This window comes from Rubrimonas sp. (assembly GCF_036788415.1).
In the GTDB taxonomy this organism is placed as follows: Bacteria; Pseudomonadota; Alphaproteobacteria; order Rhodobacterales; family Rhodobacteraceae; genus Rubrimonas.
In genome coordinates this window covers 99,119-123,658 of sequence record NZ_DAIQNN010000001.1, presented here as the reverse complement: position 1 = coordinate 123,658, position 24,540 = coordinate 99,119, and the positions used below count along the sequence as shown (strand labels likewise).

20 protein-coding genes are annotated in these 24,540 nt (G+C 74.7%); 13 read left to right on the top strand and 7 right to left on the bottom strand.

Annotated elements, in window-relative coordinates:
* Nucleotides 1–14: 14 nt before the first annotated feature.
* Nucleotides 15–842 carry a DUF1295 domain-containing protein gene (locus tag V7Q31_RS00565; RefSeq protein WP_333831710.1) on the top strand — a complete coding sequence of 276 codons (828 nt, stop codon included), beginning with the start codon at nucleotides 15–17 and terminating at the stop codon, nucleotides 840–842.
* A gap of 5 nt (nucleotides 843–847) precedes the next feature.
* On the opposite strand, the gene V7Q31_RS00560 is transcribed toward V7Q31_RS00565, so the two are convergent.
* The 3 genes from V7Q31_RS00560 to V7Q31_RS00550 form a co-directional block, all read right to left on the bottom strand.
* The gene (locus V7Q31_RS00560; RefSeq protein WP_333831709.1) at nucleotides 848–1,303 is read right to left on the bottom strand and encodes a cyclic nucleotide-binding domain-containing protein; all 456 of its coding nucleotides are present in this window, start codon (nucleotides 1,301–1,303) and stop codon (nucleotides 848–850) included.
* The gene (locus tag V7Q31_RS00555; protein WP_333831708.1) at nucleotides 1,300–3,840 is read right to left on the bottom strand and encodes an ABC transporter transmembrane domain-containing protein; all 2,541 of its coding nucleotides are present in this window, start codon (nucleotides 3,838–3,840) and stop codon (nucleotides 1,300–1,302) included. Before V7Q31_RS00555 ends, V7Q31_RS00560 begins: the two co-directional genes overlap by 4 nt.
* 99 nt (nucleotides 3,841–3,939) lie before the next feature.
* Nucleotides 3,940–4,575: an SCO family protein gene (locus V7Q31_RS00550; protein WP_333831707.1), complete on the bottom strand. Its 636-nt coding sequence runs from the start codon at nucleotides 4,573–4,575 to the stop codon at nucleotides 3,940–3,942.
* Between the two features lie 131 nt (nucleotides 4,576–4,706).
* Between V7Q31_RS00550 and regB the strand changes: the two genes are divergently transcribed.
* The 7 genes from regB (at nucleotide 4,707) to addA (ending at nucleotide 16,788) form a co-directional block, all read left to right on the top strand.
* On the top strand, nucleotides 4,707–6,149 hold the full coding sequence (gene regB / locus V7Q31_RS00545) for a sensor histidine kinase RegB (RefSeq protein ID WP_333831706.1): 1,443 nt from the start codon (nucleotides 4,707–4,709) through the stop codon (nucleotides 6,147–6,149).
* Between the two features lie 107 nt (nucleotides 6,150–6,256).
* Complete coding sequence (locus tag V7Q31_RS00540; protein WP_333831705.1) at nucleotides 6,257–8,065, top strand: PAS-domain containing protein; 1,809 nt, start codon at nucleotides 6,257–6,259, stop codon at nucleotides 8,063–8,065.
* Between the two features lie 42 nt (nucleotides 8,066–8,107).
* The gene (tsaE, locus tag V7Q31_RS00535) at nucleotides 8,108–8,620 is read left to right on the top strand and encodes a tRNA (adenosine(37)-N6)-threonylcarbamoyltransferase complex ATPase subunit type 1 TsaE (protein ID WP_333831704.1); all 513 of its coding nucleotides are present in this window, start codon (nucleotides 8,108–8,110) and stop codon (nucleotides 8,618–8,620) included.
* On the top strand, nucleotides 8,617–9,714 hold the full coding sequence (locus V7Q31_RS00530; protein ID WP_333831703.1) for an aminoglycoside phosphotransferase family protein: 1,098 nt from the start codon (nucleotides 8,617–8,619) through the stop codon (nucleotides 9,712–9,714). The genes tsaE and V7Q31_RS00530 overlap by 4 nt, the downstream gene beginning before the upstream one ends.
* Nucleotides 9,711–10,421 carry a nucleotidyltransferase family protein gene (locus V7Q31_RS00525; RefSeq protein WP_333831702.1) on the top strand — a complete coding sequence of 237 codons (711 nt, stop codon included), beginning with the start codon at nucleotides 9,711–9,713 and terminating at the stop codon, nucleotides 10,419–10,421. The genes V7Q31_RS00530 and V7Q31_RS00525 overlap by 4 nt, the downstream gene beginning before the upstream one ends.
* Nucleotides 10,418–13,330 carry a PD-(D/E)XK nuclease family protein gene (locus V7Q31_RS00520; protein WP_333831701.1) on the top strand — a complete coding sequence of 971 codons (2,913 nt, stop codon included), beginning with the start codon at nucleotides 10,418–10,420 and terminating at the stop codon, nucleotides 13,328–13,330. Before V7Q31_RS00525 ends, V7Q31_RS00520 begins: the two co-directional genes overlap by 4 nt.
* Complete coding sequence (addA, locus tag V7Q31_RS00515) at nucleotides 13,327–16,788, top strand: double-strand break repair helicase AddA (protein ID WP_333831700.1); 3,462 nt, start codon at nucleotides 13,327–13,329, stop codon at nucleotides 16,786–16,788. The genes V7Q31_RS00520 and addA overlap by 4 nt, the downstream gene beginning before the upstream one ends.
* Here addA and ribD read toward each other — a convergent pair.
* A complete protein-coding gene (ribD, locus tag V7Q31_RS00510; protein ID WP_333831699.1) occupies nucleotides 16,757–17,893 on the bottom strand; it encodes a bifunctional diaminohydroxyphosphoribosylaminopyrimidine deaminase/5-amino-6-(5-phosphoribosylamino)uracil reductase RibD in 1,137 nt (378 codons plus the stop codon). The two genes, addA and ribD, sit on opposite strands and share 32 nt — an antisense overlap.
* 21 nt (nucleotides 17,894–17,914) lie before the next feature.
* Nucleotides 17,915–18,397, bottom strand: a complete 483-nt coding sequence (gene nrdR / locus V7Q31_RS00505) for a transcriptional regulator NrdR (RefSeq protein ID WP_333831698.1) — start codon at nucleotides 18,395–18,397, stop codon at nucleotides 17,915–17,917.
* A gap of 254 nt (nucleotides 18,398–18,651) precedes the next feature.
* On the opposite strand from nrdR, the gene V7Q31_RS00500 reads away from it, so the two are divergent.
* Nucleotides 18,652–18,882 carry a hypothetical protein gene (locus tag V7Q31_RS00500; protein ID WP_333831697.1) on the top strand — a complete coding sequence of 77 codons (231 nt, stop codon included), beginning with the start codon at nucleotides 18,652–18,654 and terminating at the stop codon, nucleotides 18,880–18,882.
* Between the two features lie 13 nt (nucleotides 18,883–18,895).
* Here the strand turns inward: V7Q31_RS00500 and hemB are convergent, their stop codons facing one another.
* Both hemB and V7Q31_RS00490 read right to left on the bottom strand, forming a co-directional pair.
* A complete protein-coding gene (gene hemB, locus V7Q31_RS00495) occupies nucleotides 18,896–19,894 on the bottom strand; it encodes a porphobilinogen synthase (RefSeq protein WP_333831696.1) in 999 nt (332 codons plus the stop codon).
* Between the two features lie 87 nt (nucleotides 19,895–19,981).
* Nucleotides 19,982–20,443, bottom strand: a complete 462-nt coding sequence (locus V7Q31_RS00490; RefSeq protein ID WP_333831695.1) for an Lrp/AsnC family transcriptional regulator — start codon at nucleotides 20,441–20,443, stop codon at nucleotides 19,982–19,984.
* Nucleotides 20,444–20,576: 133 nt separating this feature from the next.
* Between V7Q31_RS00490 and ald the strand changes: the two genes are divergently transcribed.
* The 4 genes from ald (at nucleotide 20,577) to V7Q31_RS00470 (ending at nucleotide 24,534) form a co-directional block, all read left to right on the top strand.
* Nucleotides 20,577–21,695, top strand: coding sequence for an alanine dehydrogenase (ald, locus tag V7Q31_RS00485; RefSeq protein ID WP_333831694.1), 1,119 nt, complete (start codon nucleotides 20,577–20,579; stop codon nucleotides 21,693–21,695).
* 11 nt (nucleotides 21,696–21,706) lie between these two features.
* A complete protein-coding gene (locus tag V7Q31_RS00480) occupies nucleotides 21,707–22,150 on the top strand; it encodes an acyl-CoA thioesterase (protein ID WP_333831693.1) in 444 nt (147 codons plus the stop codon).
* Between the two features lie 67 nt (nucleotides 22,151–22,217).
* Nucleotides 22,218–23,063: an amino acid ABC transporter substrate-binding protein gene (locus V7Q31_RS00475; RefSeq protein WP_333831692.1), complete on the top strand. Its 846-nt coding sequence runs from the start codon at nucleotides 22,218–22,220 to the stop codon at nucleotides 23,061–23,063.
* Nucleotides 23,064–23,073: 10 nt separating this feature from the next.
* Nucleotides 23,074–24,534, top strand: a complete 1,461-nt coding sequence (locus V7Q31_RS00470; RefSeq protein WP_333831691.1) for an amidase — start codon at nucleotides 23,074–23,076, stop codon at nucleotides 24,532–24,534.
* Nucleotides 24,535–24,540: the final 6 nt, after the last annotated feature.

Below are 24,540 nucleotides of genomic sequence, written 5' to 3'. Positions count from 1 at the left end.
GAATCGAGGTTCGAATGGTGCTCTCGTCCTTGTCACTGCCTGCGCTGGCGCTCCCGGCGCTCCTGCTCGGCGCGCTCGCGATGGCGGCGTTGTGGGGGCTGAGTCTTCGGCGCGCCGACGCCAGCGTGGTCGATCTGTGGTGGGGACCGGGCTTTTTCGCCGGCGCGGCGCTGATCTGGGCGCAGGCGGGCGCGCCGACAGACGCGCGGGCGTTGCTGACGCTCGCGCTGCTCGGGCTCTGGGCCGGGCGGCTGTTGTGGCTGATGCTGCGCCGCCGCCGCCGCCATCCCGGCGAGGATCCGCGCTACACGGCGCTGCGCGCCGCCTGGAACCCGGGTTTCTGGTGGAAGAGCCTGTTCGTCGTGTTTCTGCTGCAGGCGCTGCTGCAATGGATCGCCAATTTCGCCGCCCTCGCCGCAGTTTCCGCCGCGTCCTGGGCCGAGGGCGGCGCCGTCGCGCTCGGCGCGCTCGGGACCTTCGGGGCCGTCGTCGCGATCGCCGGGCTGGCGCTCGAGAGCGTCGCCGACGCGCAGCTCGACGCGCACAAGGCCGCGCACGGGTCGGGAACGGTGTGCGCGACCGGGCTTCGGGCCCATGTGCGCTATCCCAACTATCTGGGCGAGATGGTTTTCTGGTGGGGCGTCTGGCTGATCGCGGCGGAGGCCGGCGCGCTCTGGACCATCGTCTCGCCGCTTCTGCTGACGCTGTTGCTGACGCGGGTCTCCGGCGCCCCGATGCTCGAGGAGCGCCTGTCGGCGGGCCGGCCCGGCTACGCGGAATGGCGCGCCCGCACGCCCGCCTTTCTGCCCCGCCTGCGCCGGCCGGCCGGCGCCGACATCTGATCGGCTCAGCGCTGCGGCGCCGACCCTTCCGCGACCAGCCGGGCGTTCGCGGCGTCGAGCCGCGCGGCCATCACCGCGATCAACTGCAGCGTCAGATCGTCGAACTCCGCGAGAAGCCGACGCAGCGCCGCGCTCGGCAGCCGCAACGCGACCAGTTCGCCCCGCGCCCGCACCCCCGCCGTGCGCGGCCGGTCGCACAGCGCGGCGATCTCGCCGAACAGCTCGCCCCGCCCGAGCGTGGCGACGACGCGCGCGCCTTCGAGGGCGGGCAGCGTGACTTCCGCGGCGCCGCTCAGGACCACGAAGGCGGAATCGCCCTCCTCGCCGCGATCGAACAGCGTCTCGCCGTCGCGAAAGCGCAGCATTTCTCCGGACAGAGCGATCAGGCGCAGCCGCCGGTCGTCGATCCGGCGGAACAGCGGGCTGTCGCGCAGCACGGCGACGCTTTCCTCCAGTTTCACCCCTCGTCTCCCCGCGCAACGGACGCGACGCCGTCCTCGAAGCGCAGGATGACATCGGGGGGTGGCTCGGGAAAGACTTCCTCGGCCGCGACGAGCAGGATCGCCTGCGGCGCGGCGCTGCGGGCGAGCGCGACCAGATCGGCCGACAGTTCCGGCTCCACCGCGAGAAGCCGCGGCCGCTTGAGCAGCGCGCGCAACAGCCCGACGCGCCGGCGCGCCGCGGGCGAGAGGCGACCGCCGTCGCGGCCCGCGCGCGCCTGCAGGCCGAGGCGCAGCAGCGCGTCGGCGCCGCCCGCCGCGGCGAAGGCCGCCTCGACGGCGCCCGACAGCCGCCGCGCCGCGCCGCGCCGCTCGTAGCGCAACGCGCCGCGCAGCACGTTCTCGATCAGCGTCAGCCCCGGGTTGAGCGCGACGCCGTCGAAAGGCGCGAAGCCCGGCGCGCCCGCCAGCGCCGCCGAAACCGGCCCGCGCAGCGCCAGCAGCCGCGCTTCGCGCTCCGGCGACAGCACGTCCATCTGATCGCGCGCAGGCGTGAAGCGCGCCGCGAGCGCGATCATCAGCCGCTTGCGCGCCCCGGCGCGCCACGGGGCCGGCGCCTGCCCCGCCATCTCGGCTGCGGCGAGGATCGCGTCGCGCGAATAGCCGCGCAGGCTGTCGAAGACCGGGGAATCGCCGCCCACCGCCTCGACCAGCGCGCGGAACTCGGCGGCGACCGCCTCGCCGATCTCGACGAGCGCCCCTTCGGCTCCGCTCGCGCGCAGCGCCGCGCGCAATTCGGGGCGGGCGAGCATCGCGTCGGGATCGGCGCGCCCTTCCGCGAAGGCGCCGAAAGCGAGGTTCTCGATCAGCGTGGCGTTGCGGTTGAGCGCGTCGCGCCGCCACGGCTCGACCAGATCGTCGAGCAGCGCCGCCTCCGCGCCTTGCGCCAGCGCCGCGCGCGCCTGCGCCGCGAGATCGCCGATCCTCGCCGCCAGTTCGGGATCGACGGGGCTGTCGAGCGCGAGCGCGCGCAACTCCGCGCCGAGCCCCGCCGCCTCGACCAGCGCGAGCGCCGCCGCGTCGAAGGCCTCGGCGTCGGCGAAGCCCGCGGCGGCGTAATCGGCCCAGTCGCCCGGCGGATCGGCGCGCGGATCGCCCGTCAGCCGCGTCTCGGCGGCGATGGCGGGCCAGTCCGCCCCGGGGGGCGGCGGCGGCGGCAGGCGCCAGAGCCCGGCCGCGAGGTTGTCGCGGATCGAGGCGTCGAGAACATAGGGCTCGGCGGGCAGATGCCCGATCGCGGCCCCCAGATCGGGCAGATGCGCCGTCGCCGTCGCCCGCCCGCCCAGCGTCGCCGCCCCCGCAGCCGGCGCGTCGAGCCCCGCTGCGATGCGCAACAGCGCCTGCCGCGCGCCGTCGCGTCCGCCGAGCAGAGCGACGAGCGCCCCCGGCGCGATCTCGACCGGCGGGACCCGCAGCCCCCCGCCCCCCGGGCCGGCATCAGAAATTTCGAGGCGCAGCGGCCCCTCCAGCGGCTCCGGCGCCGCGCCGCCATATAGGCGCGCCTGACCCATAAGTTCGCCGCTGACGAAACCCTCGACGACGAAGCCGTAGCGCGCGGCGAAATCGGTCCAGTTCTGCACATAGACGAGCAGCGCCTTCCATGGCGCGGCCATCTGCGACTGCGCCGACAGCGCCGCCACCAGCGCCCCGAGATCGAGCCGCCCCTCGATCACCTGCCAGCCGCCGACCGCGTAGAAGAAGAAGGGCGGCAGCTGGTTGAGCACGTTGTTGAGCGACTTGATGGCGTATTTGCGCTTGAACAGCGCCAGCCGGATGACGCCCTGCCGGTGCAGCTGCGCCGACAGCTGCGCGAGCCGCCAGCGCGCCGCCCCGTCGGTCTGGATCGCCGCGATGGCGCCGACGCTCTCGCCGATGAAGTCGGCCACCTTGCGCGCCCCTTGCGCGCGCTCGCGGTTGAGGCGGATGACCCGGGCCTGCAGCTTCGGGATCAGCCAGGCCTGGAGCGGGATCAGCCCGGTCGCCGCCAGCCCCAGCCACGGGTCCTGCGCGAAGATGAAGCCGGCGAAGACGAGCAGCATCCCGCCCTGAAACACCGGCGTCGCCAGCGCCTCGCCGATGAACATGCCGATCGGCTCGATTTCGCCCATCATCGACTGCACGAGCTCGCCCTGCCGCGCGCTGCGGAACCGCGCCATCGGAAAGCGCATGACATGCTCGAACAGCCGGAACCGCATCCGCCGCAGCATCCGCTCGCCGGTCCGGCCCATCGCGACGTTGAGCGTCCACTTCAGGCCGTTGACGGCGGCGAACAGCGCGAGCAGCACGCCGCACAGCGCCAGCAGATAGGCCCGCCGGTCGAGCTCGAACCCGAACAGCGATCGCGGGCCGTCGCCGCCGCCGATGGCGTCGTTGACGATGATCTTGGGAACCTCCAGCGAGGCGTAGAGCAGCGGAAACACCGCGACGGTGATCGCCAGCACCCACAGCTGCGCGCGCCATGAATTGCGCCACACGAACTGCAGGAAACCGCGCTCCATCCGCCTCTCGCCCATCCCCCGTCGAAGCGACGCTAGTCGGTCGCATGCGAGGTTTCAAATGCGGCGCGGCGCCGGCGCTTCAGGCCCGCCCGATCGGCCTCAGCGCAGCGCCTCGGCGACGCACTGGACGCGCGCCGCGATCTCCTCCGGATCGGTTCCGTGACGGAAGAAGTCGATCAGCCCGCGGCCCGGGGCCATCAGATAGGTGAAGGTCGAGTGATCCATGATGTAGAATTCGGGGTCGTCGTCGGCCTTCGCGTAATAGACCCGCCAGGCGCGCGCCGCCTGCGCCACCGCCTCGGGGTCGCCGGTCAGGCCGATCATCTCGGGGTGGTGGTTCTCGACGAAGCCGCGCACGACCTCGACCGTGTCGCGCGCCGGGTCGACGCTGACGAAGGCGGTGCGCACCGCCACGCCGCGCTCGGCGAGCAGGTCGGCGGCGGCGGCCATGTTCGCGACGTCGGTCGGGCAGAAATCGGGACAGAAAGTGTAGCCGAAATAGATCAGCGTCGGCCGGTCGATCAGCTCGGCGGCTGTCATCGGCGCGCCGGTGTGATCGGTCAGCGCGAAGTCGCCGCCGATGGCGGCCCCGACGACGCCCCCGCTCTCGCCCCGGCAGGCGGCCAGCCGCGCGGCGACCGGGTCGCCGCCCGGGACGCCGCCGTCCAGAAACCGCAAGGCGGCGGCGGCGACCAGCGCGAGGCCGAGGGCCACGAGGAGGAATCGGCGGTTCATCGGCGTCTCCCGAGCGGATGCGCTGCACATGGCGGTCGGGCGCGGCGACCGGGATGCGACGGCGGGCCGCAGGCCGCGATCGCCGCGCGCCGCGCTGGCGCGGAGCGGCCCGCCGCGCGATACTCGCGCGCATGAACCAGCCGCTCGACCACCGCGCCGCGCTGGCGCCCGCGCCCGACGCCGAGCAGCGCTCGAACCGGGTCCGGCTGCGCACGCTGATGACGCTGCGCTGGATCGCCGTCGGCGGCCAGAGCGCCGCCGTGCTGGTCGCCACGCACGGCTTCGGCCTGTCGCTGCCGCTCGACCTGTGCTTTCTGGCGATCGCCGCCTCGGTCGCGCTCAACCTCGCGCTGTGGCGGCTCTACCCGCCCAACAAGCGCCTCGGCGAAAGCGACGCGATGCTGTCGCTGCTGTTCGATCTGGGGCAGGTCTCGGCGCTGATGGCGCTGACCGGCGGGCTCACCAACCCCTTCGCCGTGCTGCTGCTGGCGCCGGTCACCATCGCCGCCTCGGTGCTGACGCTGCGCTCGACGATGATTCTCGCTTCGGCGGCGCTGGGGCTGGCGACGGTGATGCTCGCCGCCCACCGCCCGCTCGCCTTCGCCGACGGAACCGTGCTGCGCCCGCCGGACCTCTATCTGCTGGGGCTGTGGATCGCGCTGTCGGTCGGCATCGTGTTCATGGCGATCTACACCCGCCGAATCGGCATCGAGGCGGCGCGGATGGCCGAGGCGCTGGCCGCGGCGCAGCTGGCGCTGTCGCGCGAGCAGCGTCTGACCGCGATCGGCGCGCTGGCGGCGGCTGCGGCGCACGAGCTCGGGACGCCGCTGGCCACCATCAAGCTGATTTCGGGCGAGCTCGCGCGCGACCTGCGCGACCATCCCGAGCACGCCGAGGATCTGGCGCTGCTGCGCGCGCAGGCAGACCGCTGCCGCGAGATCCTGCGCGACCTTTCGGAGGGCGGGCGCTCCGACAGCCATGTCCGGCTCGCGCCGGTCTCGGCGGTGATCGAGGAGGCGGCGCGGCCGCATCGCGGGCGAGGCAAGCATGTCGCGATCCGCATCAACGGGATGAGCGTCGAGGAGGCGGGCGACGCGCAGCCCAGCATCGCGCGCCGGCCCGAGATCATCCAGGGCCTGCGCAACCTGATCCAGAACGCCGTCGACTTCGCCGAGAGCGCGATCTGGATCGACGTGCGCGAAAAGGCGGCGACGCTGCGGATCACGGTCGCCGACGATGGTCCGGGCTTCAAGCCCGAAGTGCTGGCCCAGCTCGGCGATCCCTACGTCACGACCCGCGGGCGCGGGCGCCGGGTCCAACGCGACGGCGAGTATCAGGGGATGGGGCTCGGTCTGTTCATCGCCAAGACGCTGCTCGAACGGACCGGCGCCCGCATCGTCTTCACCAACGGCGCCCCTCGCGAGGCCGTCGGATCCGAAGCGGAGGCGCCGGACGCGCCGGCGCCGACCGGGGCGCTGATCGCCGCGATCTGGCCGCGCGACGCCATCGTCGCCCGACGCGGCCAGACCCGCGAAGCGCTCGGCCCCAATCCGCGCTTCAACTCGCTGGGGTAGTCTCTGGCTTAACTCTACCTGCGGTGGTAACCCTGTAACCATGATGTGATTCGCAGCGGAGCGCCCGCCATGGGCCAGGCCGATTCGGACGATATCGGAAGCGAGCCGTGATCCGGCTCTCGCCGAACGGTCGCGGGACGGCGCTCCGCTTCGACGCGAGCTCGGTCTCGCCCGGCAAGCTGATCGAACGGCTGCTCGGCGCGCTCGCCCCGAACATGCGTCTTGCGACGCCGCCCGACGCGCCCGCCCTCTGGTTCGACCCGCAGCGCATCCGGCACTCCACCCGGGGCGCGCGGCGGCTGCTCGGTCCGGTCGCCGATCCCGGCGCGCCGCTGTCGTCGCTGCTCGAAGCCTTCGCGGCGCAGGACCGCAAGCTGAGCGAGGAACCCGAGCACGCGCTCGCCGAGCGCCTCCGCCGCCTGGCGGAGCGGGGCGAGCCGTTCCGGCGCAGGGTCCGCCTGTCGGACGGGCGCAACTACGACGTCGAGGGCGCGCCGAGCGGACCTCTCTGCGTTCTGCTGATCCGCGACGTCCACGACGAGTGCGAGGCGCTCGAACGCGCGCGCGCCGCGCAGCTGCGCGCCGAGGGCGAGGTCGCCCTGCTGCGCGCGGCGCTCGACCGGGTCCCGGTCCCGGTCTGGCGCGAGGACGAAGCCGGCGCGCCGCACTGGCGCAACGCCGCCGCCGAAGCGACGCCGCAGCCCGAAGCGCCGGCCGAGCCCGTCCGGATCCCCGGCGCGCCGGGCGCGGCCTTCGTCGGACGCGCGCCGCCCGCCCCCGCCGGCCCGGACGGCTCTCTGCGCATCTACGCCGACACCGTCGCGGAAACCTTCGCGCATCTGCGGGTCGGCCTCGCGATCTACGACGCCAACCGCCGACTGATCCTGCACAATCCCGCGATGGCCGAGATCTTCGGGGCCAAGCCGGAATGGCTCGCCAACCGCCCCAGCCTGCGCGAGACGCTCGACCGGCTGCGCGAGGCGCGGCGGCTGCCCGAGCAGGCCGACTATCCCGCCTGGCGGGCCGCGCTCTTCACCCTGTTCGACGATCCCGCGCATGCGCGCTACGAAGACGTCTGGGAGCTGCCCGACGGGCGCGGCGTGCATGTGGTGGGCCGACCCCACCCGCTCGGCGGCATCGCCTTCATGTTCGAGGACTTCACCGAATCGATGGCGCTGCAGCGCTGGCGCTCGACGGCGGTCGAGGTGCGGCGCGCCACGCTCGACATGCTGGGCGAGGGCGTGGTGGTCTTCGGCTCGGACGGCCAGACCCGCATCGCCAATCCCGCCTGCCGCGCGATCTGGGGCCTCGACGCCCCGTTCGGCCCCGACCCCGCCGCCAGCCTGCCCCCCCATGTCGCCGACTTCGCCGAAGCCTGCGCGCGCGGCGGCGACGCCGCCGCGACGTTGTGGCGCCGCATCCGCGACGCGGTGTCGGGCGGGGGCGGGCGGTCGGTCTGGCGCGGGCGGGTCGATCTGGCGGACGGGCGCACCCTCGACGCGCGGGTGGCGCCGATGCCCGACGGCTCGACGCTCGCCGCCTTCACCGACGTGACCGACGGCGTGCGCGTCGCCGCCGCCCTGCGCGAGCGCGCCGAGGCGCTGGAGGCGGCGGCGGCGATGCGCGACGCGCTGGTCGACCAGCTCTCGCACCGGCTGCGCACGCCGCTCAACGCGATCTTCGGCTTCGCGCAGATGCTGCACTCGGGCCGCGCAGGGCCGCTTTCGCCGCAGCAGGCGGAGTATCTCGAAGCGGTCGAGCGCGCGGCGGGGCTGCTTCTGGAGGGGGTCGAGCACATGTCCGAACTGATCTCGACGCACGACCCGCAGCGCCCCGTCCGCCGTCCGCCGGACCTGTCCGGCCCGCCGCACGAGATCGGCGCCTGCCGCCGGCGCACCGGCGCAGGGAAAGCCTGAGCCGCCCTTTTCGACGCATCCGCCAGCCTGTATTGCTCGCGCATGGGCGCCGACCCCTCCCCCTTCGCCGCCGCCGACGCGGCGGCGCGCCTGCTGCCCGATGCGGCGGCCACCGACCGGCTCGGCGCCGCGTTGGGGCGCGCCCTGCGGCCGGGAGACGCGGTGCTGCTCGAAGGCCCGCTCGGCGCCGGCAAATCGGCGCTGGCGCGCGCCGCGATCGCCGCGCGCCTGGCCGATTGCGGCCGGCTGGAGGACATCCCCTCGCCGACCTACACGCTGGTCCAGTGCTACGAGACGCCCGAGGCCGCGCTCTGGCACGCCGACCTCTACCGGCTGAGCGACCCCTCCGAGGCCGCGGAGCTCGGCCTCGCTGAGGCGCTCGAGACGGGCGTCTGCCTGATCGAATGGCCGGACCGGCTCGGCCCTCTCGCGCCGCGCCGGGCGCTGCGCCTGCGGCTCGGCTTCCCCGATGGCGGCGAGGGCCGGCTGCTGGCCGTGCGGACCGAGGGCGACGGCTGGAGCGCCGCGCTGGCCGCCATCGAGGGGACGCGATGAGCCGCGACGCCGCCGCCTGCGCCGAGACGCGCGCCGACGCCTTGCGCGGCTTCCTGCGCGCGACCGGATGGGGCGGCGCGCGGCTGGCGCCGCTGGCCGGCGACGCCTCCGCCCGGCGCTATCTGCGGCTGACCGGCGGGCCGGGCGACGCAGGCGCGGTGCTCATGGACGCCGACCCCGCCGCAGGCGAGGACGTGCGCCCCTTCGCTGCGCTGACCGGATGGCTGCGCGCGCAGGGCTTCAGCGCGCCGGACATCCTCGCCGCCGACGCCGAAGCCGGCTTTCTGCTGCTTGAGGACTTCGGCGACGCGTTGGTCTCGCGGGTCTGCGCCGCCGACCCCGCCGCCGAAGCGCCGCTCTACGAGGCCGCCGTCGACCTGCTCGCAGCCCTCGCCGCGATCCCGCCGCCCGAGACCGCCATCGGCCATGGCTGCGCCCACGCCGTCCCGCCCTACGACGCGGCGACGCTGTTGCGCGAGGCCCGCCTTGCGACCGATTGGTGGGCCGCGGGGGCCGAGGTGGGGCTCTCGCCCGACGCGCTGGCCGAATTCGACGCGAAGCTGACCGCCGCCTGCGCCGCGGCGGCGGAAGCCCGCTCGACCCTCGCTCTGCGCGACTATCACGCCGACAACCTGATCTGGCTGCCCGACCGGCGCGGCCTCGCGCGCGTGGGGCTGCTCGACCATCAGGACGCGCTGCGCGGCGCGCCGGCCTACGACCTGATCTCGTTGCTCGAAGATGCGCGCCGCGACGTCTCGCCCGACCTGCGCATGGCGATGGCCGCCCGCTTCGCCGGAGCGCTGAAAGCGCGCGACCCGGGCTTCGACGCCGAAGCCTTCGCGGCGCAGGCGGCGGCGCTGGCGGCGCAGCGCAACCTCAAGATCGTCGGCATTTTCGCCCGGCTGGCCCTGCGCGACGGCAAGCCCGGCTATCTGGCGCTGATCCCGCGCGTCTGGGCGCATCTGTCGCGCGATCTGACCCACCCCGACTTGCAGGCGCTGGCGGCCTTCGTCGCGCGCCATCTGCCCGAGCCGACGCCGCAGCGCCTCGCCCGCGTCGCCGCCGCGGCCGGACGCGGCGCGCCGACCGCATGAGCGACCCGAAAGCGGCCTTCGTGCTGGCGGCCGGCTTCGGGACGCGGATGCGCCCGCTGACGCTGACCACGCCGAAACCGCTCCTGCGCGTCGGCGGGCGGGCATTGATCGACCATGCGCTCGACGCCTGCGCCGCCGCCGGGGTGGCGCGCGCCGTGGTGAACCTGCACCATCTCGGCGACGCGATCCGCGCCCACCTCGCCGATCGCGCCGCCCCCGAGATCGCCTTCAGCGAGGAGCGGCCCGACATTCTCGACACCGGCGGCGGGGCTGCGGCGGCGCTCCCTCTGCTCGGCCCCGACCCGTTCTTCACCGTCAATTCCGACGCGATCTGGACTGGCCCCGCCCCGCTGCCCGCGCTCGCCGCCTGCTGGGCGCCCGACCGGATGGACGCGCTGCTGTCGCTCGTCCCGCGCGCGAGCGCGATCGCCTACGGCCGCCCCGGCGATTTCAGCCTCGGGGCCGACGGGCGCCCGGCGCGGCGGGGCGAGGCCGCGCAGGCGCCCCTCGTCTACACAGGGGCGCAGATCATGGCGCCGGCGGCCTTCGCGGGCGCGCCGGAGGGGGCGTTCTCGATGAACCTGATCTGGGACCGGCTCCTTGCGCGCGGGCGGCTGTTCGCCGTCGTCCATCGCGGCGGCTGGGTGGACGTCGGAACGCCCGAAGGGCTCGCGGCGGCGGATGCGGCGCTCGCGGGGGCGGCGTGACCCTGCCGTTCGAGTGCCCGGGCCCGCGGCTGTTCTACGTCGCCCCCGGCGCGGACTTCGCCGACGCTCTGGCGCGCGGCCTGCGCGCGCGGCTTGCGGGACTGCCGCCGCTCGCGCTCGCGGAGGTTTCGCTCACCCTCAACACCCGCCGCGCTGCGCGCGCCGTCGCCGCCGCCTTCGAGGCGCAGGGGCTTGCCGAGGGCGCGGGTGCCTGCGTCCTGCCCCGCCTTCGCGCGCTCGACGAGATCGGCGACGGGGCGGACGCCGTCGACCTGCCGCCCCCGGTCGCCCGCCCGCGCCGGCTGCTCGCGCTGACGCGGCTGGTGCGGGCGTGGCTCGACGCGCGCCCCGATTTCGCGCCCCGCATCGCCGCGCCGGCGCTCGCCGAGGCGCTGGCGAAGCTGATCGACGAGACCGACCGCGAAGGGGTGGGGCTCGACGCGCTGGCGGGCGCCGCGCCCCCCGAGCACGCCGCGCATTGGGACGCGACGCTCGCCTTTCTGGAGATCGTGCGCGCGCACTGGCCGGCGATCCTCGCGCAGCAGGAGGACGGCGCGCTCGACCCCGAGGCGCGGCGGCGACGCGCCGTGCTGGCCCTCGTCGCGCGCTGGGCCGAAGCGCCGCCCGCGGCCCCGATGATCGCCGCCGGGTCGACCGGGTCGGTGGGAACGACGGCGCTGCTGCTGCAGGCGATCGCGCGGGCGCCGCAGGGCGCGGTGGTGCTGCCCGGCTACGACCCAGACATCGCCGCCGACAGCTGGGACGGGATCGACGAGCAGCACCCTTACGCCGGCATCCGCCGGCTGATCGAGGCGCTCGGCCTCGGCCCGTCCGACCCCGCGCCCTGGGTCGCGCCGGATCCGGCGACCGCGCCGCGCCGCCGGCTGCTCGGTCAGGCGCTGCGCCCGGCGCCCGCGACCGACGGCTGGCTCGACGCCCGCCCCGCCCTCGCCGCCGAGGCCGAGGCCGCGACGCAGGGCCTCACGCTGATCGAGGCGGCGGACCCGCGCCGCGAAGCGCTGGCGCTCGCGCTCGCGATCCGGCGCGCGCTGGAGGCGCCGGGCCGACGCGTCGCGCTGATCACGCCCGACCGGGCGCTGTCGCGGCGCGTCACGGCGGCGCTCGCGCGTTGGGGCCTGCGCCCCGACGACAGCGGCGGCCGCCCGCTGGCGCTGACGCCGCCGGCGATGTTTCTCAAGCTGCTGGCCGACTGCGCCTGCGCGCCCTTCGACGCGGTGAGCCTGCTGGCGCTTCTGAAGCACCCGCTCGCCGCCGCGGGCGAGGGCCGCCGGGCGCATCTGCGCGCCGCGCGCCGCTTCGAGCTGAAGGCGCTGCGCGCGCGCCCGGGCCTCGACAGCGCCGCCGCCTGCCGCGCCGCCGCGCGCGAGGTCGGCGCCGAGGCGCTCGACCCGGTCTTCGACGCGCTGGAGCGGCTGGGGGCGGACGCGCCCGAGGCGCTGGCCGACCGCGCCGCCCTGCACCTCGCCCTCGCCGAGGCGCTGGCCGGCCCCGAGCTCTGGGCGCGCGAGGCCGGCGAGGCGACGCGCGCGGCGGCGCAGGGCTTCGCCGAGGCGGCGGAGCTGTTCGGCCCCTGCCCCGCCGCCGATTATCCCGCCCTGTTCGCCGCCTGCCTGACCGGCGAGGCGCGCGAGGAGGCCTATCTGCCCGATCCGCGCATCGCCATCTGGGGGCCGCTCGAGGCGCGGACCCAGAGCGCCGATCTGATCCTGCTCGGCGGGCTGAACGAAGGCGCGTGGCCGGCGTCGCCTGCGCCCGACCCATGGCTGAGCCGCCCGATGCGCGCGCGCCTCGGCCTGCCGCCGCCGGAACGCTCGGTCGGGCTCGCCGCGCACGACTTCCTGCAAGGCGCCTGCGCGCCCGACGTCATCCTAAGCCGGGCGCTCCGAGAAGGCGGCGCGCCGGCGACGCCCTCGCGCTTCCTTCAGAGGCTGACGACGCTGCTGGGGGGCGCCGCGCCCGACGCGCTCGACGGGATGCGCGCGCGCGGCGCGGCGCTGCTCGCCCCCATCGACGCGCTGGAGCGGCCCGACGGCCCGCCCGCCCCCGAACCTCGCCCGCGCCCGCACCCGCCGGTCGCCGCGCGCCCCCGCCAACTGTCGGCGACGCAGGTCGAGACGCTGATCCGCGACCCTTACGCGATCTACGCGCGCAAGGTTCTGGGGCTGAAGCCGCTCGACCCGGTGGGCCGCCGCCTCGACGCGCGCGACCGCGGCGTCGCCCTGCACGCCGCTTTCGCCCGCTTCGGCGAGGTGCGGATGGCGGGCGCCCCGCCCGAGGCGGCGCTGACGCAGGCCGTCGCGGAGGCGCTGCGCGACGAGGCCGCGCCGCCCGCGCTGCGCAGGCTCTGGCGCGCGCGCATCGCCCGCCTCGCGCCGCTGTTCCTGCGCGAGGAGGGCGCGCGCGCCGCCGAGGGCCGCATCCTCGCCGTCGAACGCACCGGCCTGCGCGAGGACGCCGCGCGCCGCTTCGCCCTCACGGCCCGCGCCGACCGGATCGACCTGCTCGGCGACGGGCGGCTCGCGCTCTACGACTACAAGACCGGCGCGATCCCGACCGACGCCCAGATCGCGCAGTTCGCCAAGCAGATGCCGCTCGAGGCCGCCATCGCCGAGGCCGGGGGCTTCGAGGGGCTCGACCCCGCCCCGGTCGCCCGCCTCGCCCATCTCTCGATCGGCGGCGGCAAGGGCGCGGGCGGCGAGACGCGCGTGAAGGACGATCCGGCGGCGCTCGCCGCCGAGGCGTGGACCGGGCTGATGCGCCTGATCGACGCCTATGACGACCCCAAGACCGCCTATCAGCCGCGCGCCCGCCCGCTGATGCTCAAGCACGCCGGCGATTACGACCACCTCTCCCGGCTCGGCGAATGGCGCGACGGAGAGGACCGATGACCGCCGATCCCGACCTCGCCGCGGTCCTCGCCGACGCATCGAGGCAGCAGCGCCGCGCCGCCGACCCCGCGACCAGCGCATGGGTCTCGGCCAACGCCGGCTCCGGCAAGACGCGCGTGCTGACCGAGCGGGTGGCGCGGCTGATGCTGGCCGGCGCCGACCCCGCGCGCATCCTCTGCCTCACCTACACCCGCGCCGCCGCCGCCGAGATGTCGGACCGTCTGACCGCCATGCTGGGCCGCTGGGCGCTGATGGAGGAGGCCGATCTGCGCGAAGCGCTCGCCGTCCTGACCGGCGGCGCGGCGCCCAAAGGCGCCGATCTGGCGCAGGCGCGCCGCCTCTTCGCCAAGGCGCTGGAGACGCCGGGGGGCCTGCGCATCCAGACCATCCACGCCTTCTGCGACGCGGCGCTGCGGCGCTTTCCGCTGGAGGCGGGCGTCTCGCCCGACTTCGCGGTCCTCGACGAGGCGGCGGCGGACGATCTGGCGATGCAGGCCCGCGACCGCCTCGCCGAGGCGGCGGAAGCGGGCGCGGACGGCGCTTTCGACGCGGCGGCGGCGCATCTGGCCGAGGAGGGGATGGACGCGCTGATCGGCGAAATCCTGTCGCGCCGCGCCCTGTTCCGCGCCCCGCCCGATCGCGCCCGCATCGCCGCGTCCTTCGGGCTCGCCGAAGCCGATCTCGACGACCCGGACCCGATGGCGGGGCTGTTCGACGGGCTCGATATCGCGGCGCTGCGGCGGGCGGCGGCGCTCCTCGCCGCGGGATCGCGCAATGATCGCTGGATCGGCGCGCCGCTCTGCGAGGCGTTCGCCCTCCGCGACGCCGGCGCCGAGGCGGAGGCGCTGGGCGCGGCGCTCGCAAAGGCGCTGCAGGTGGGCGCAGGTGCGCCGCGCGACTGGGCCAAGGTTCCCACCAAATCCGCCGACGCGGCGCATCCATGGGTCCGCCCGCTGCTGATCGCGCTGTCGGAACGCTTCGAGCCGCGTCGCGCGCGCGCCCTCGCCATCGCCGCCGCACGCCGCGCCGAAGCGCTGGGGAGGTTCGGCGCCGCCTTCCTCGCCGCCTACGAGGCCGAGAAGCGCCGGCGGGGCGCGCTCGACTACGACGATCTGATCGAGGGCGCCCGGCGGCTGCTCGCGACCGCCGACGCGGCGGCCTGGGCGCTCTACAAGCTCGACGGCGGGATCGACCACATTCTGGTGGACGAGGCGCAGGACACCGCGCCCGCGCAATGGGAGACGATCCGCGCGCTCGCCGCCGAGACCCATGCCGGAGAGGGCGAGGGCAGAGCGCGGACCCTCTTCGTCGTCGGCGACGAGAAGCAATCGATCTACTCCTTCCAGGGCGCCGATCCCCGCCGCTTCGGCGCCGAGCGCGGCTTCTTCGCCGCGCGCATGGGCGGCGCGCTGACCGAGGCCACGCTGCGCACCTCCTTCCGCTCGGCGCCCGCGATCCTGCGCGTCGTGGACCGCACTTTCGACGCCGCGCCCGAGGGGTTGAGCGCCGACGGGCTCGCGCCAATGCACGTCGCGGCCAAGCGCGATCTGGCGGGGCGCGTCGACCTGTGGCCGCTGGTCGAGCCCGTGAAGCCCGACGACCCGCCGCCCTGGGACGCGCCGCTCGACGCGCCCCCGCCGACCGACCCGAAACTCCGCCTCGCCGGCCTGCTCGCGGGGCAGATCGCCCGCTGGCTGCGCGAGGGCGAGCCTCTGCCCGGGGCGGGCCGCCCGGTCGCGCCCGGCGACGTCATGGTGCTGGTGCGCCGGCGCGACAAGCTGGCGGCGGAGCTGGTGCGCCGGCTGAAGGCGCTCGGCCAGCCGGTCGCGGGCGCCGACCGGATCAAGGTCGCCGAAGAGCTTGCGGTGCGCGACCTGATGGCGCTCGCCCGCGTCGCGCTGACGCCGGCGGACGATCTCAGCCTCGCGGCGCTGCTGCGCTCGCCGCTCTGCGGGCTGTCGGAGGACGACCTGTTCGCGCTCGCGCATGGCCGCGAGGGGCGGCTCTGGGACGCGCTGCGCGGCGCGCGCGACCGCCACCCGGAAGCCGTCGGCCTGATCGAGCGCGCCATGGCCGACGCCGATTTCGCGCGCCCCTACGAGTTCTTCGAAGCGGCGCTCGGCGCCGGCCCCGGGCAGGGGCGCGGGCGGGCGCGGCTGCTGGCGCGGCTCGGCGTCGAGGCGGAGGACGCGATCGACGAGTTCCTCGCCCAGGCGCTCGCCTACGAACAGGGCCGCATCCCGACGCTGGAGGGGTTTCTCGACTGGCTCGCGCGCTCGGAGGTCTCGATCAAGCGCGAATTCGACAAGACCGCAGGCGAGATCAGGGTGATGACCGTGCACGGCGCCAAAGGGCTCGAAGCGCCGGTGGTGATCCTGCCCGATTCGATGAGCGCCAAGGGCGGCCGCGCCCGCGCCATCGTCGCGATGGAGGCGGAAGGCGGCCCGCTGCCCGCATGGTCCGCCGCCGAGGGCGAGGCGCCGGATGCGTTGCAAGGCGCCAAGGAGGCCGCGAAGGCGCTGGAGCGGGCGGAATCGCGGCGGCTTCTCTATGTGGCGATGACGCGGGCGCAGAACTGGCTGATCGTCTGCGGCGCCGGCGCGCAAGGCGAGGCGGAGACCTGGCGCAGCCTCGTCGAAGCCGGCATGCGCGCCGCGCCTGCGGTCGAGGTCGCGGCTCCTGTGGGTTTCCCGGAGGATGCGCGGATGCTGCGCGTCGAGGACGTCGGCGTCGCGACCGAGCGTCCACGGCGCGCCGAAGACGCAGCGGCGCCGCCCTCGCGCGTTCCGAACTGGGCGAGGAGGCCCCCGCCCCCTCCGCCCTCCGAGCCGCCCCGGCGCGCCGCGAGCGCGCTGGGGGGCGACGCGGGCGCCGGCGGATCGGGGACGGTCGGATCGGGGACGGTCGGATCGGGAACGGGGGCAGAGCCGGCGCGGCTGCGCGGCGAGGCGATCCACGCCCTGCTCGAACATCTGCCGGACGCCCCGCCCGAGATGCGCCCGGCCCTCGCGGATCGCCTCCTGCGCGCCCGCGCCCCCTGGGCCGACGCGGCGCAGCGCGCGGAAATGACGGGGGAGGCGGCGCGCGCGATGGCGGCGCCGGAGGCCGCGCCCTTCTTCGCCGACGGCGCGCTGGCCGAAATCGCCGTCGCGCTCGATCTGGCCGGCGCGCGCATCGCCGGACGGATCGACCGGCTGGCCGTGGATGCGAAGCGCCTGCGCGCCGTCGACTTCAAGACCGACGCCGCGCCGCCCGACGCGCCCGAGGCGATCCCCGAGCCCTATCTGCGCCAGCTCGCCGCCTATCGCGAGGCGCTGCGCCGCCTCCATCCCGGCTGCGCCGTCGAGATGTCGCTGCTCTACACCGCCGGCCCGCGCCTGATGCGCGCGCCCGACGCGCTGCTCGACGCGGCGCTGGCGCGGCTGCTCAAGCTTCCGTCCGGGGCCGCCACAGGCTGAGCACGTCCTCGCCGAGCGTCTCGACGCGGTCGAGCGCGAAGCGGGGCGCGGCGGCGAGGTCGGGAAGCGCCAGATGCGCCACGGCGGGCAGGCCCTCGGCGCCGATGGCGACGCCGGCGGAGAACCACGCGATCTCGTCGACGAGGCCCGCGCGCAGCAGCGCCGCCGCGATCCGCCCGCCGCCCTCGCAGATCAGCCGCGTCAGCCCCTCGCCGCCGAGAAACGTCAGAGCGGCCGCCATGTCGATCTCGCCGGATCGCGCGGCGGCGATTTCGACCGGGCGCGCGCCGAGGCCGGCGAGCGCCGCGCGGCGCGCGGGATCGACGCCGGGGCGGTGAAGCAGCCAGAGCGGCGCGTCGCCGGCGCTGCGCGCGAGCCGCGACATCAGCGACAGGCTCAGCCCGCCATCGGCGACGACCCGCACCGGGCGACGGCCTTCCAGGCCCGGCAGCCGGACGTCGAGCATCGGATCGTCCTCGCGCGCGGCGCCGGCGCCGATCAGCACCGCGTCGGCGCGCGCGCGCATCAGATGCACCCGCGCGCGCGCCTGCGGCCCGGTGATCCAGCGGCTCTCTCCCGTCTCGTGCGCGATCCGCCCGTCGAGGCTCGCGGCGAGCTTCAGCGTCGCATGCGGGCGCCCCTCGGCCAACCGCAGCAGGAACCCCTCGTTCAGCCGCCGCGCCTCGTCGGCGCAGATGCCCGTCTCCACCGCCACCCCCGCAGCGCGCAGCGCCGCGAAGCCGCGGCCGCGCACCCGCGGATCGGGGTCCTCGACGGTCGACACGACCCGCGCGATCCCGGATTTCGCGAGCGCGTCGGCGCAGGGCGGGGTGCGGCCGTGATGGGCGCAGGGCTCGAGCGAGACCCAAGCCGTCGCCCCGCGCAGCGCCTCCGCGCCGTAGCGCGCGCGCGCCTGCGCCAGCGCGACCTGCTCGGCATGCGGGCGCCCGCCTGGTTGGGTCGCCCCGCGCCCGAGCGTCGCGCCGTCGCGCGCGATCACGCACCCGACCGACGGATTCGGCCAGGTCGTCCCGAGCCCGCGCCGCGCCAGACCCAGCGCGTCGCGCATCCGGGCGAGGTCCTCCTCGGCGGTCGCGGCGTTCATCGGCGGCTTCCCGGGCAGGGGTCAGTCTTCGGGCGGGCGGGACGGGTCGGCGGCGTGGGGGCGGAGTTCGGCGACGAACTCCTCGAAATCGCCGGCCTCCTGGAAGTTCTTGTAGACGCTGGCGAAGCGCACATAGGCGACGGTGTCGATGCGCGCCAGCGTCTCCATCACGATGGCGCCGATGGTCTCCGACGCGATGTCGGTGTCGCCGGTGCTCTCCAGCCTGCGCACGATGCCTGAGATCATCTGCTCGACGCGCTCGGGCTCGACGGGGCGTTTCTGGAGCGCGATGCGGATCGAGCGGGCGAGCTTGTCGCGGTCGAAATCCTCGCGCCGCCCCGAGCGCTTGAGCACCACCAGATCGCGCAGCTGCACGCGCTCATAGGTGGTGAAGCGACCGCCGCAGGCCGGGCAGAAGCGGCGGCGGCGGATCGCGACGTGATCCTCGGCGGGCCGCGAATCCTTCACCTGCGTGTCGACATTGCCGCAGAACGGACAGCGCATGCCGGTCCCCGATCAGCCCCAACCCCAACCACCATAGGCGAGCCGCGACCGCTTGGGTAGAGCGCGCGCCGATACGCGACATCTGGTGGGGCCTCGTGCGGCCATGCTGTTGCAGAATATCACGCATGCGCGAAGCGGGGTTGCGCGCGCGCGGCATGGGCCGCAAGTGAGCCCGATGCAAACAGACGGCGGGAAGCGACGCTCCGCGCGACGGAGCGGTCCCGCATCGCCGCACCCATGGCAGGAAGGCGCTCATGACACTGTCCGTCCAGCATCAATCGGAACTGATCTCGCACGACCGGCCATGTCTGGCGATCGGCATGCAGGTGGCGCTTGCGCTGCGCGCGATCGAAATCGTCGAGGACGTCGCGTCGCACGCGACCTCGGAAACGGCGCTCGACGACGCGGCGGCGGGTCTGACCATGCTCGAACGCTCGGCTGCGCGGCGCCGCGCCAGAATCGACGCGTTGCGCGCGCAACGCTGACCGGGGCGGGGGTTCAGCCGCGCAGCAGCCTCGCCGCCTCCGGCGCGAAATAGGTCAGCACCCCGTCGCAACCGGCGCGCTTGAAGGCGCGCAGGCTCTCCATCATCGCGCGCTCGCCGTCGAGCCAGCCGTTGAGCGCCGCCGCCTTGATCATCGCGTATTCGCCCGACACCTGATAGGCGAAGACCGGCGCCCCGAATTCGCGCTTCACCCGGGAGACGATGTCGAGATAGGGCATCCCCGGCTTGACCATCACCATGTCGGCGCCTTCGGCGAGGTCCATCGCCGTTTCGCGCAGCGCCTCGTCGGTGTTGCCGGGGTCCATCTGATAGGTCTGCTTGTCGCCCTTCAGCGCGCCGCCCGAGCCCACCGCGTCGCGGAACGGGCTGAAGAAGCAGGAGGCGTATTTTGCGGCGTAGGACATGATCGTCACGTCGTGAAAGCCCGCCCCCTCGAGCGCGCCGCGCATCGCCGCGACGCGCCCGTCCATCATGTCGGAGGGCCCGAGGATGTCGGCGCCCGCCTCGGCCTGCGCCAGCGTCTGGCGCACGAGGCATTCCAGCGTCTCGTCGTTGAGGATGCGCCCGTTCCGCACCAGCCCGTCATGGCCGTCGGCGTTGTAGGGGTCGAGCGCCACGTCGAGCATCACGCCGATCTCGGGAACCGCCTTCTTGATCGCGCGGGTGGCGCGGCAGACGAGGTTGTCGGGGTTCCACGCCTCCTCGCAGGACGTGGTCTTGAGGCGCTCCTCGGTGTTGGGAAAGATCTCGATGGCGGGGATGCCGAGTTTCGCGGCTTCCTCCACCGCCTTCACCGCGCGGTCCACGCTGAGACGCGCGACGCCCGGCATCGAGGCGACCGGCTCGGCGCGGTCCTCGCCCTCGACGACGAAGATCGGCCAGATCAGGTCGCGCACGGTGAGTTCGGTCTCGCGGACCAGATCGCGCGCCCAGCGCGCCTGGCGCAGGCGGCGGGGGCGGCAGGCGGGGAACGGGGCGTAGGCTCGGGTCATCGGAAGTCTCCTGGCGGGCGGCGCGATCATCGCGCGCGCGCCGGCGGCGCCAACGGGGCGCGAGGTCGCGCCGCCCGACGTCGCCCGTCACCTCCTACGCACCGGCAATCCCGACCACGACTTGACGGCGCGCAGCGCGAAGCTCGTGCGCATCCGGCTCACCCCCGGCAACCGCGCGAGGCGGGTGCGGTGGATGCGCTCGAAATCCTCCATGTCGCGCGCGGCGACCCGCAAGGCGTAGTCGGCGTCGCCGGTGGTCAGATGACATTCGAGGATGTCCTCGCACAGCCGCACCGCCGCCTCGAAGCCGAGCATCGCCGCCTCGGTCTGCTCGCGCAGAGTGATCTCGACGAAGACGTCGAGGCTCAAACCCACCGCGTCGCGGTCGATCCGCGCCCCGTAGCCGGCGATCGCCCCGGATTGCTCCAGCAGCTTCACGCGGCGATGACAGGCCGAAGGCGACAGCGAGACATGCTCGGCGAGCTCGGCCACCGACAGCCGCGCATCGCGCTGCAATGCGGCGAGAATTCGCAGGTCCGCCTCATCCATCGAATTTGGTCCCGAAAACAGCCTGCTTTGTCGAACGTCATCCCGTAGCCCGAAATACGCGGCTCGTCTTCGGGATTTTTTCCGAGCCGAGTCGGGGCATGCTCCGCGAACGCCGACAGGGGAGGACGCCGCGATGCGCATCGGATCGCCGAAAGAGACCAAGACTCACGAATACCGCGTCGGCCTGACGCCGCAGAGCGCGGGCGAGCTCGCCGCGCATGGCCATGACGTGCTGATCGAGACCGGCGCCGGCGCGGGCATCGGGGAGACCGACGACGCCTATCGCGCCGCCGGCGCGCGCATCGTCGAGACGCCGGCGGAGCTGTTCGCCCAGGCCGAGATGGTCGTGAAGGTCAAGGAGCCGCTCGCCCCCGAGCGCGCCATGCTGCGGCCCGGCCAGATCCTCTTCACCTATCTCCACCTCGCGCCCGACCCCGAACAGACGCGCGAGCTGACGGCCTCGGGCGCCGTCTGCATCGCCTACGAGACGGTCACCGACCGTTTCGGTGGGCTCCCGCTGCTCAAGCCGATGAGCCAGGTCGCGGGCCGCATGAGCGTGCAGGCCGGCGCGCATGCGCTCGAGAAGGCGCAGGGCGGTCGCGGCGTGCTGCTCGGCGGCGTGCCGGGCGTCGCGCCGGCGAAAGTCGCGGTGATCGGCGGCGGGGTGGTGGGCTTCAACGCCGCGCAGATGGCGGTGGGCCTCGGCGCCGACGTGACCATCCTCGACCGCAGCCCCGAGGCGCTCGAGCGGCTCTCGACGCATTTCGAGGCGCGCGCGGCCACCCGCTTCTCCAACCGCGCCAACCTCGCGGAGTGCGTCGCCGAAGCCGACCTCGTGATCGGCGCGGTGCTGATCCCCGGCGCCGCCGCCCCCAAGCTCGTGACCCGCGCGATGCTGTCCGCGATGAAGCCGGGCGCGGTGCTGGTCGACGTCGCCATCGACCAGGGCGGCTGCTTCGAGACCTCGCGCCCCACCACCCACGCCGAGCCGACCTATGTGGTGGACGGGATCGTGCATTACTGCGTCGCCAACATGCCCGGCGGCGTCGCGCGCACCTCGACCTACGCGCTGAACGCCGTGACGCTGCCTTTCGCGCTGGCGCTCGCCGACAAGGGGTGGCGGCGGGCGCTGCGCGACGACGCGCATCTGCGCGCGGGGCTCAACGTGTGGGACGGGAAGATCACCTGCGAACCCGTGGCGCAGGCGCAGGGCCTCGGCTATGTCCCGGCGGAGGACGCGCTGAAGGACTGAGGAGCGACGACATGGCGGCGCAGCGACCGACCCCCGAGCCCCGCGCCGCCTATCGCGCCTTCCACCTCATCCCGACGCGCTGGATGGACAACGACGCCTACGCCCATCTCAACAACGTCGTCTATTACAGCTTCTTCGACACCGCCGTGGCGCTGCATCTGATCCGCCATGGCGGGCTCGACCCCGCGACGAGCCCGGTGATCGGCCTCGTGGTCGAAACCGGCTGCGCCTATTTCGCGCAGGCGGGCTTTCCCGACGCGATCCACGCGGGCCTGCGCGTCGCCCATGTCGGGCGCAGCTCGGCGCGCTACGAGATCGGGCTCTTCCGCAACGACGATCCGACGACGGCGGCGAAAGGCCATTTCGTACACGTCTATGTCGCGCGCGAGACCTCGCAGCCCGTGGACATCCCGCCGGCGATCCGCGCCGCGCTCGAGATGCTGCGGACGGGCTGACCTGCGCCGCGCGGCGCGCTAGGGTGCCGGGGCGACGCGCCCTGTCCGCCATCGGAGACGCCCACCAATGAGGCACACCATGATGCGCCCTCTCGCCTTCGCCGCCGCGCTCTGCGCGCTCGCGGCCTCCGTCCACGCCCAGACGCTCGATCGCCTCGCCGAGACCGGCGAGCTGCGCATCGGCGTGCGCGCCGACGCGGCCCCCCTATCCCATCTGCGCGACGGAAAGCCCGCAGGCTACACGGTCGCGGTCTGCGAACGGCTCGCCGAACGGCTCGCGGCGCGGCTGGGGCGCGAGCTGACCCTGCGCGCCGTCGAAGTCGACGCGACGAACCGTTTCGACGCCGTCGCCGAGGGCCGGATCGACCTGCTCTGCGGCGCAGCCTCCGAGACGATCTCGCGCCGCGCGACGGTGGATTTCTCGATCCCGGTCTTCATCGACGGCGCGACGGTGATCATGCGCCGCGACGGGATCACCGACTTCAAGGGGCTCGCCGGCGCGCGCATCGGCGTGCGGGCCGGCACCACCACCGAGACCGGCCTGCGCGCGACGCTCGCCAAGCTCGGCATGGAGGCCGAAGTGGTGACTTTGAACGATCATGGCGACGGACTGACCGACCTGCTCGGCGGCGTCGTGCGCGCCTATTTCGCCGACCAGTCGATCCTGATGGGGCTGCTCGCCGGCTCCGAGCGGCGCAGCGAGCTCGCCATCTCCTCCGACATCCTGACCATCGAGCCGCAGGCGCTGGCGCTGCCGCTCGGCGACCATGCCTTCCGCGCCGCGGTGGACAGCGAACTCAGCCATATGTACCGCAGCGGCGAAGTCGCGAAGATCTTCGAGGCGTCCTTCGCGCCCAACGCGATGGGCGACGCGATGAAGGCGCTGACGCTGACCGCGCCGATCCCCGACTGACGCCGCGCCGTTGTCCGTCGCCGCGCTCTACGACGCCGAGGACGCGACCGGCCTCGCCGCCGCGGTCGGGCGCGGCGATGTCTCGCCCTCGGAGCTGCTGGAGGAGGCGCTGGCGCGGGCCGAGGCGCTGAACCCCGCGCTCAACGCGCTGACGATGCTCCGCCCCGAGACGGCCCGCGCGGCGATCGCCGCGGGTCCGCCGGCGGGGCCGCTGCGAGGCGTTCCGTTCCTTCTGAAGGACCTAGGCGGCGAGGCGGCGGACTTCCCTGCGAACAACGGCTCGCGATTGCTGGCGGACACGCGCTACCCGGTGGACAGCGCGCTGGTCGCGCGGCTGCGGGCGGCGGGGCTCGTCGTCTTCGGGCGCACCACAGCGCCCGAAGGCGGGGTCGGCCCGGTGACGGAGTCGGCGGTCTATGGCGGCCCGACGCGCAATCCGTGGGACCTCGCGCGCACGCCCGGCGGCTCGTCCGGCGGCGCCGGGGCGGCGGTGGCGGCGGGGATCGTCCCGGCGGCGCATGCCTCGGACGGCGGCGGGTCGATCCGCATCCCGGCCTCCAATTGCGGCCTGTTCGGCTTCAAGACGACGCGCGCGCGGGCGCCGGACGGTCCCTATGCGGGGGAAGGCTGGGCGGGGATGGCCATCGAGGGGTTTCTCACCCGCTCGGCGCGCGATCAGGCGGCGCTGCTCGACGCGGTGTGCGGGCCGGACCTCGGCGCCCCCTACTGGCCGCCGCCGATGGAGGGAACCTTTCTCGACGCGATCCGAACGAGGCCGCGCGGCCTGCGCGTCGCCTTCCACGACGACGCCCCCTCCGGCGCCCCGATCCACCCCGACTGCGCCCGCGCCGTGCGCGAGACGGCGGCGCTGCTCGAACGCCTCGGCCATCGCGTCGAAGAGGCCCGCCCGCAGGCCGATCTCGACGGGCTCATGGCGGCCTGGACCCGCATCGTCGCCTGCGGCACGACCTTGTGGGTGCGGCAGGCGCTGGCGAAGCGCGCCCGGCCCTTGCGCCCGGACGATCTGGAGCCCGCGGCGCATGCCGCGCTGCGCATGGCGGCGGGGCTGGGCGGCGCCGACTATCTGGAGGCGGTCGAGACGGTCCACGCCTTCGGGCGCGCCACGGCGGCGTTCTTCGAGGGCTTCGACATGCTGCTGACCGCGACGCTGGCCGAGCCGCCGGCCCTCGTCGGGCGCTTCGCGCATTCGGCCGTCGACGATTTCGCCGCCTACCGCACTGGACCCGAGGGCGTCTTCGCCTATTCGCCCTTCACGGTCGCCGCGAACGCCTCGGGCCAGCCGGCGGCGTCGCTCCCGCTGGGGACGAGCGCCGAAGGCCTGCCGGTGGGCGTGCAGATCGCCGCGCGATTCGGCGCGGATGCGGCCCTGATGGCGCTCTGCGCGCAGATCGAGGAGGCCGCCCCTTGGGCGCAGCGCCGCCCGCAGCTCTTCGGGCGCACGGCTCCCTGAGCCCGC

What these genes read in the sequence shown, in the direction of transcription:
- V7Q31_RS00550 (WP_333831707.1), bottom strand. Translation starts at nt 4,575, where the DNA reads ATGAACCGCCGATTCCTCCTCGTGGCCCTCGGCCTCGCGCTGGTCGCC.
- ald (WP_333831694.1), top strand. Translation starts at nt 20,577, where the DNA reads ATGCGCATCGGATCGCCGAAAGAGACCAAGACTCACGAATACCGCGTC.
- V7Q31_RS00490 (WP_333831695.1), bottom strand. Translation starts at nt 20,443, where the DNA reads ATGGATGAGGCGGACCTGCGAATTCTCGCCGCATTGCAGCGCGATGCG.
- regB (WP_333831706.1), top strand. Translation starts at nt 4,707, where the DNA reads ATGAACCAGCCGCTCGACCACCGCGCCGCGCTGGCGCCCGCGCCCGAC.
- V7Q31_RS00475 (WP_333831692.1), top strand. Translation starts at nt 22,218, where the DNA reads ATGAGGCACACCATGATGCGCCCTCTCGCCTTCGCCGCCGCGCTCTGC.
- V7Q31_RS00565 (WP_333831710.1), top strand. Translation starts at nt 15, where the DNA reads ATGGTGCTCTCGTCCTTGTCACTGCCTGCGCTGGCGCTCCCGGCGCTC.
- V7Q31_RS00530 (WP_333831703.1), top strand. Translation starts at nt 8,617, where the DNA reads ATGAGCCGCGACGCCGCCGCCTGCGCCGAGACGCGCGCCGACGCCTTG.
- V7Q31_RS00525 (WP_333831702.1), top strand. Translation starts at nt 9,711, where the DNA reads ATGAGCGACCCGAAAGCGGCCTTCGTGCTGGCGGCCGGCTTCGGGACG.
- ribD (WP_333831699.1), bottom strand. Translation starts at nt 17,893, where the DNA reads ATGAACGCCGCGACCGCCGAGGAGGACCTCGCCCGGATGCGCGACGCG.
- addA (WP_333831700.1), top strand. Translation starts at nt 13,327, where the DNA reads ATGACCGCCGATCCCGACCTCGCCGCGGTCCTCGCCGACGCATCGAGG.
- V7Q31_RS00480 (WP_333831693.1), top strand. Translation starts at nt 21,707, where the DNA reads ATGGCGGCGCAGCGACCGACCCCCGAGCCCCGCGCCGCCTATCGCGCC.
- V7Q31_RS00500 (WP_333831697.1), top strand. Translation starts at nt 18,652, where the DNA reads ATGACACTGTCCGTCCAGCATCAATCGGAACTGATCTCGCACGACCGG.
- tsaE (WP_333831704.1), top strand. Translation starts at nt 8,108, where the DNA reads ATGGGCGCCGACCCCTCCCCCTTCGCCGCCGCCGACGCGGCGGCGCGC.
- V7Q31_RS00555 (WP_333831708.1), bottom strand. Translation starts at nt 3,840, where the DNA reads ATGGAGCGCGGTTTCCTGCAGTTCGTGTGGCGCAATTCATGGCGCGCG.
- hemB (WP_333831696.1), bottom strand. Translation starts at nt 19,894, where the DNA reads ATGACCCGAGCCTACGCCCCGTTCCCCGCCTGCCGCCCCCGCCGCCTG.
- nrdR (WP_333831698.1), bottom strand. Translation starts at nt 18,397, where the DNA reads ATGCGCTGTCCGTTCTGCGGCAATGTCGACACGCAGGTGAAGGATTCG.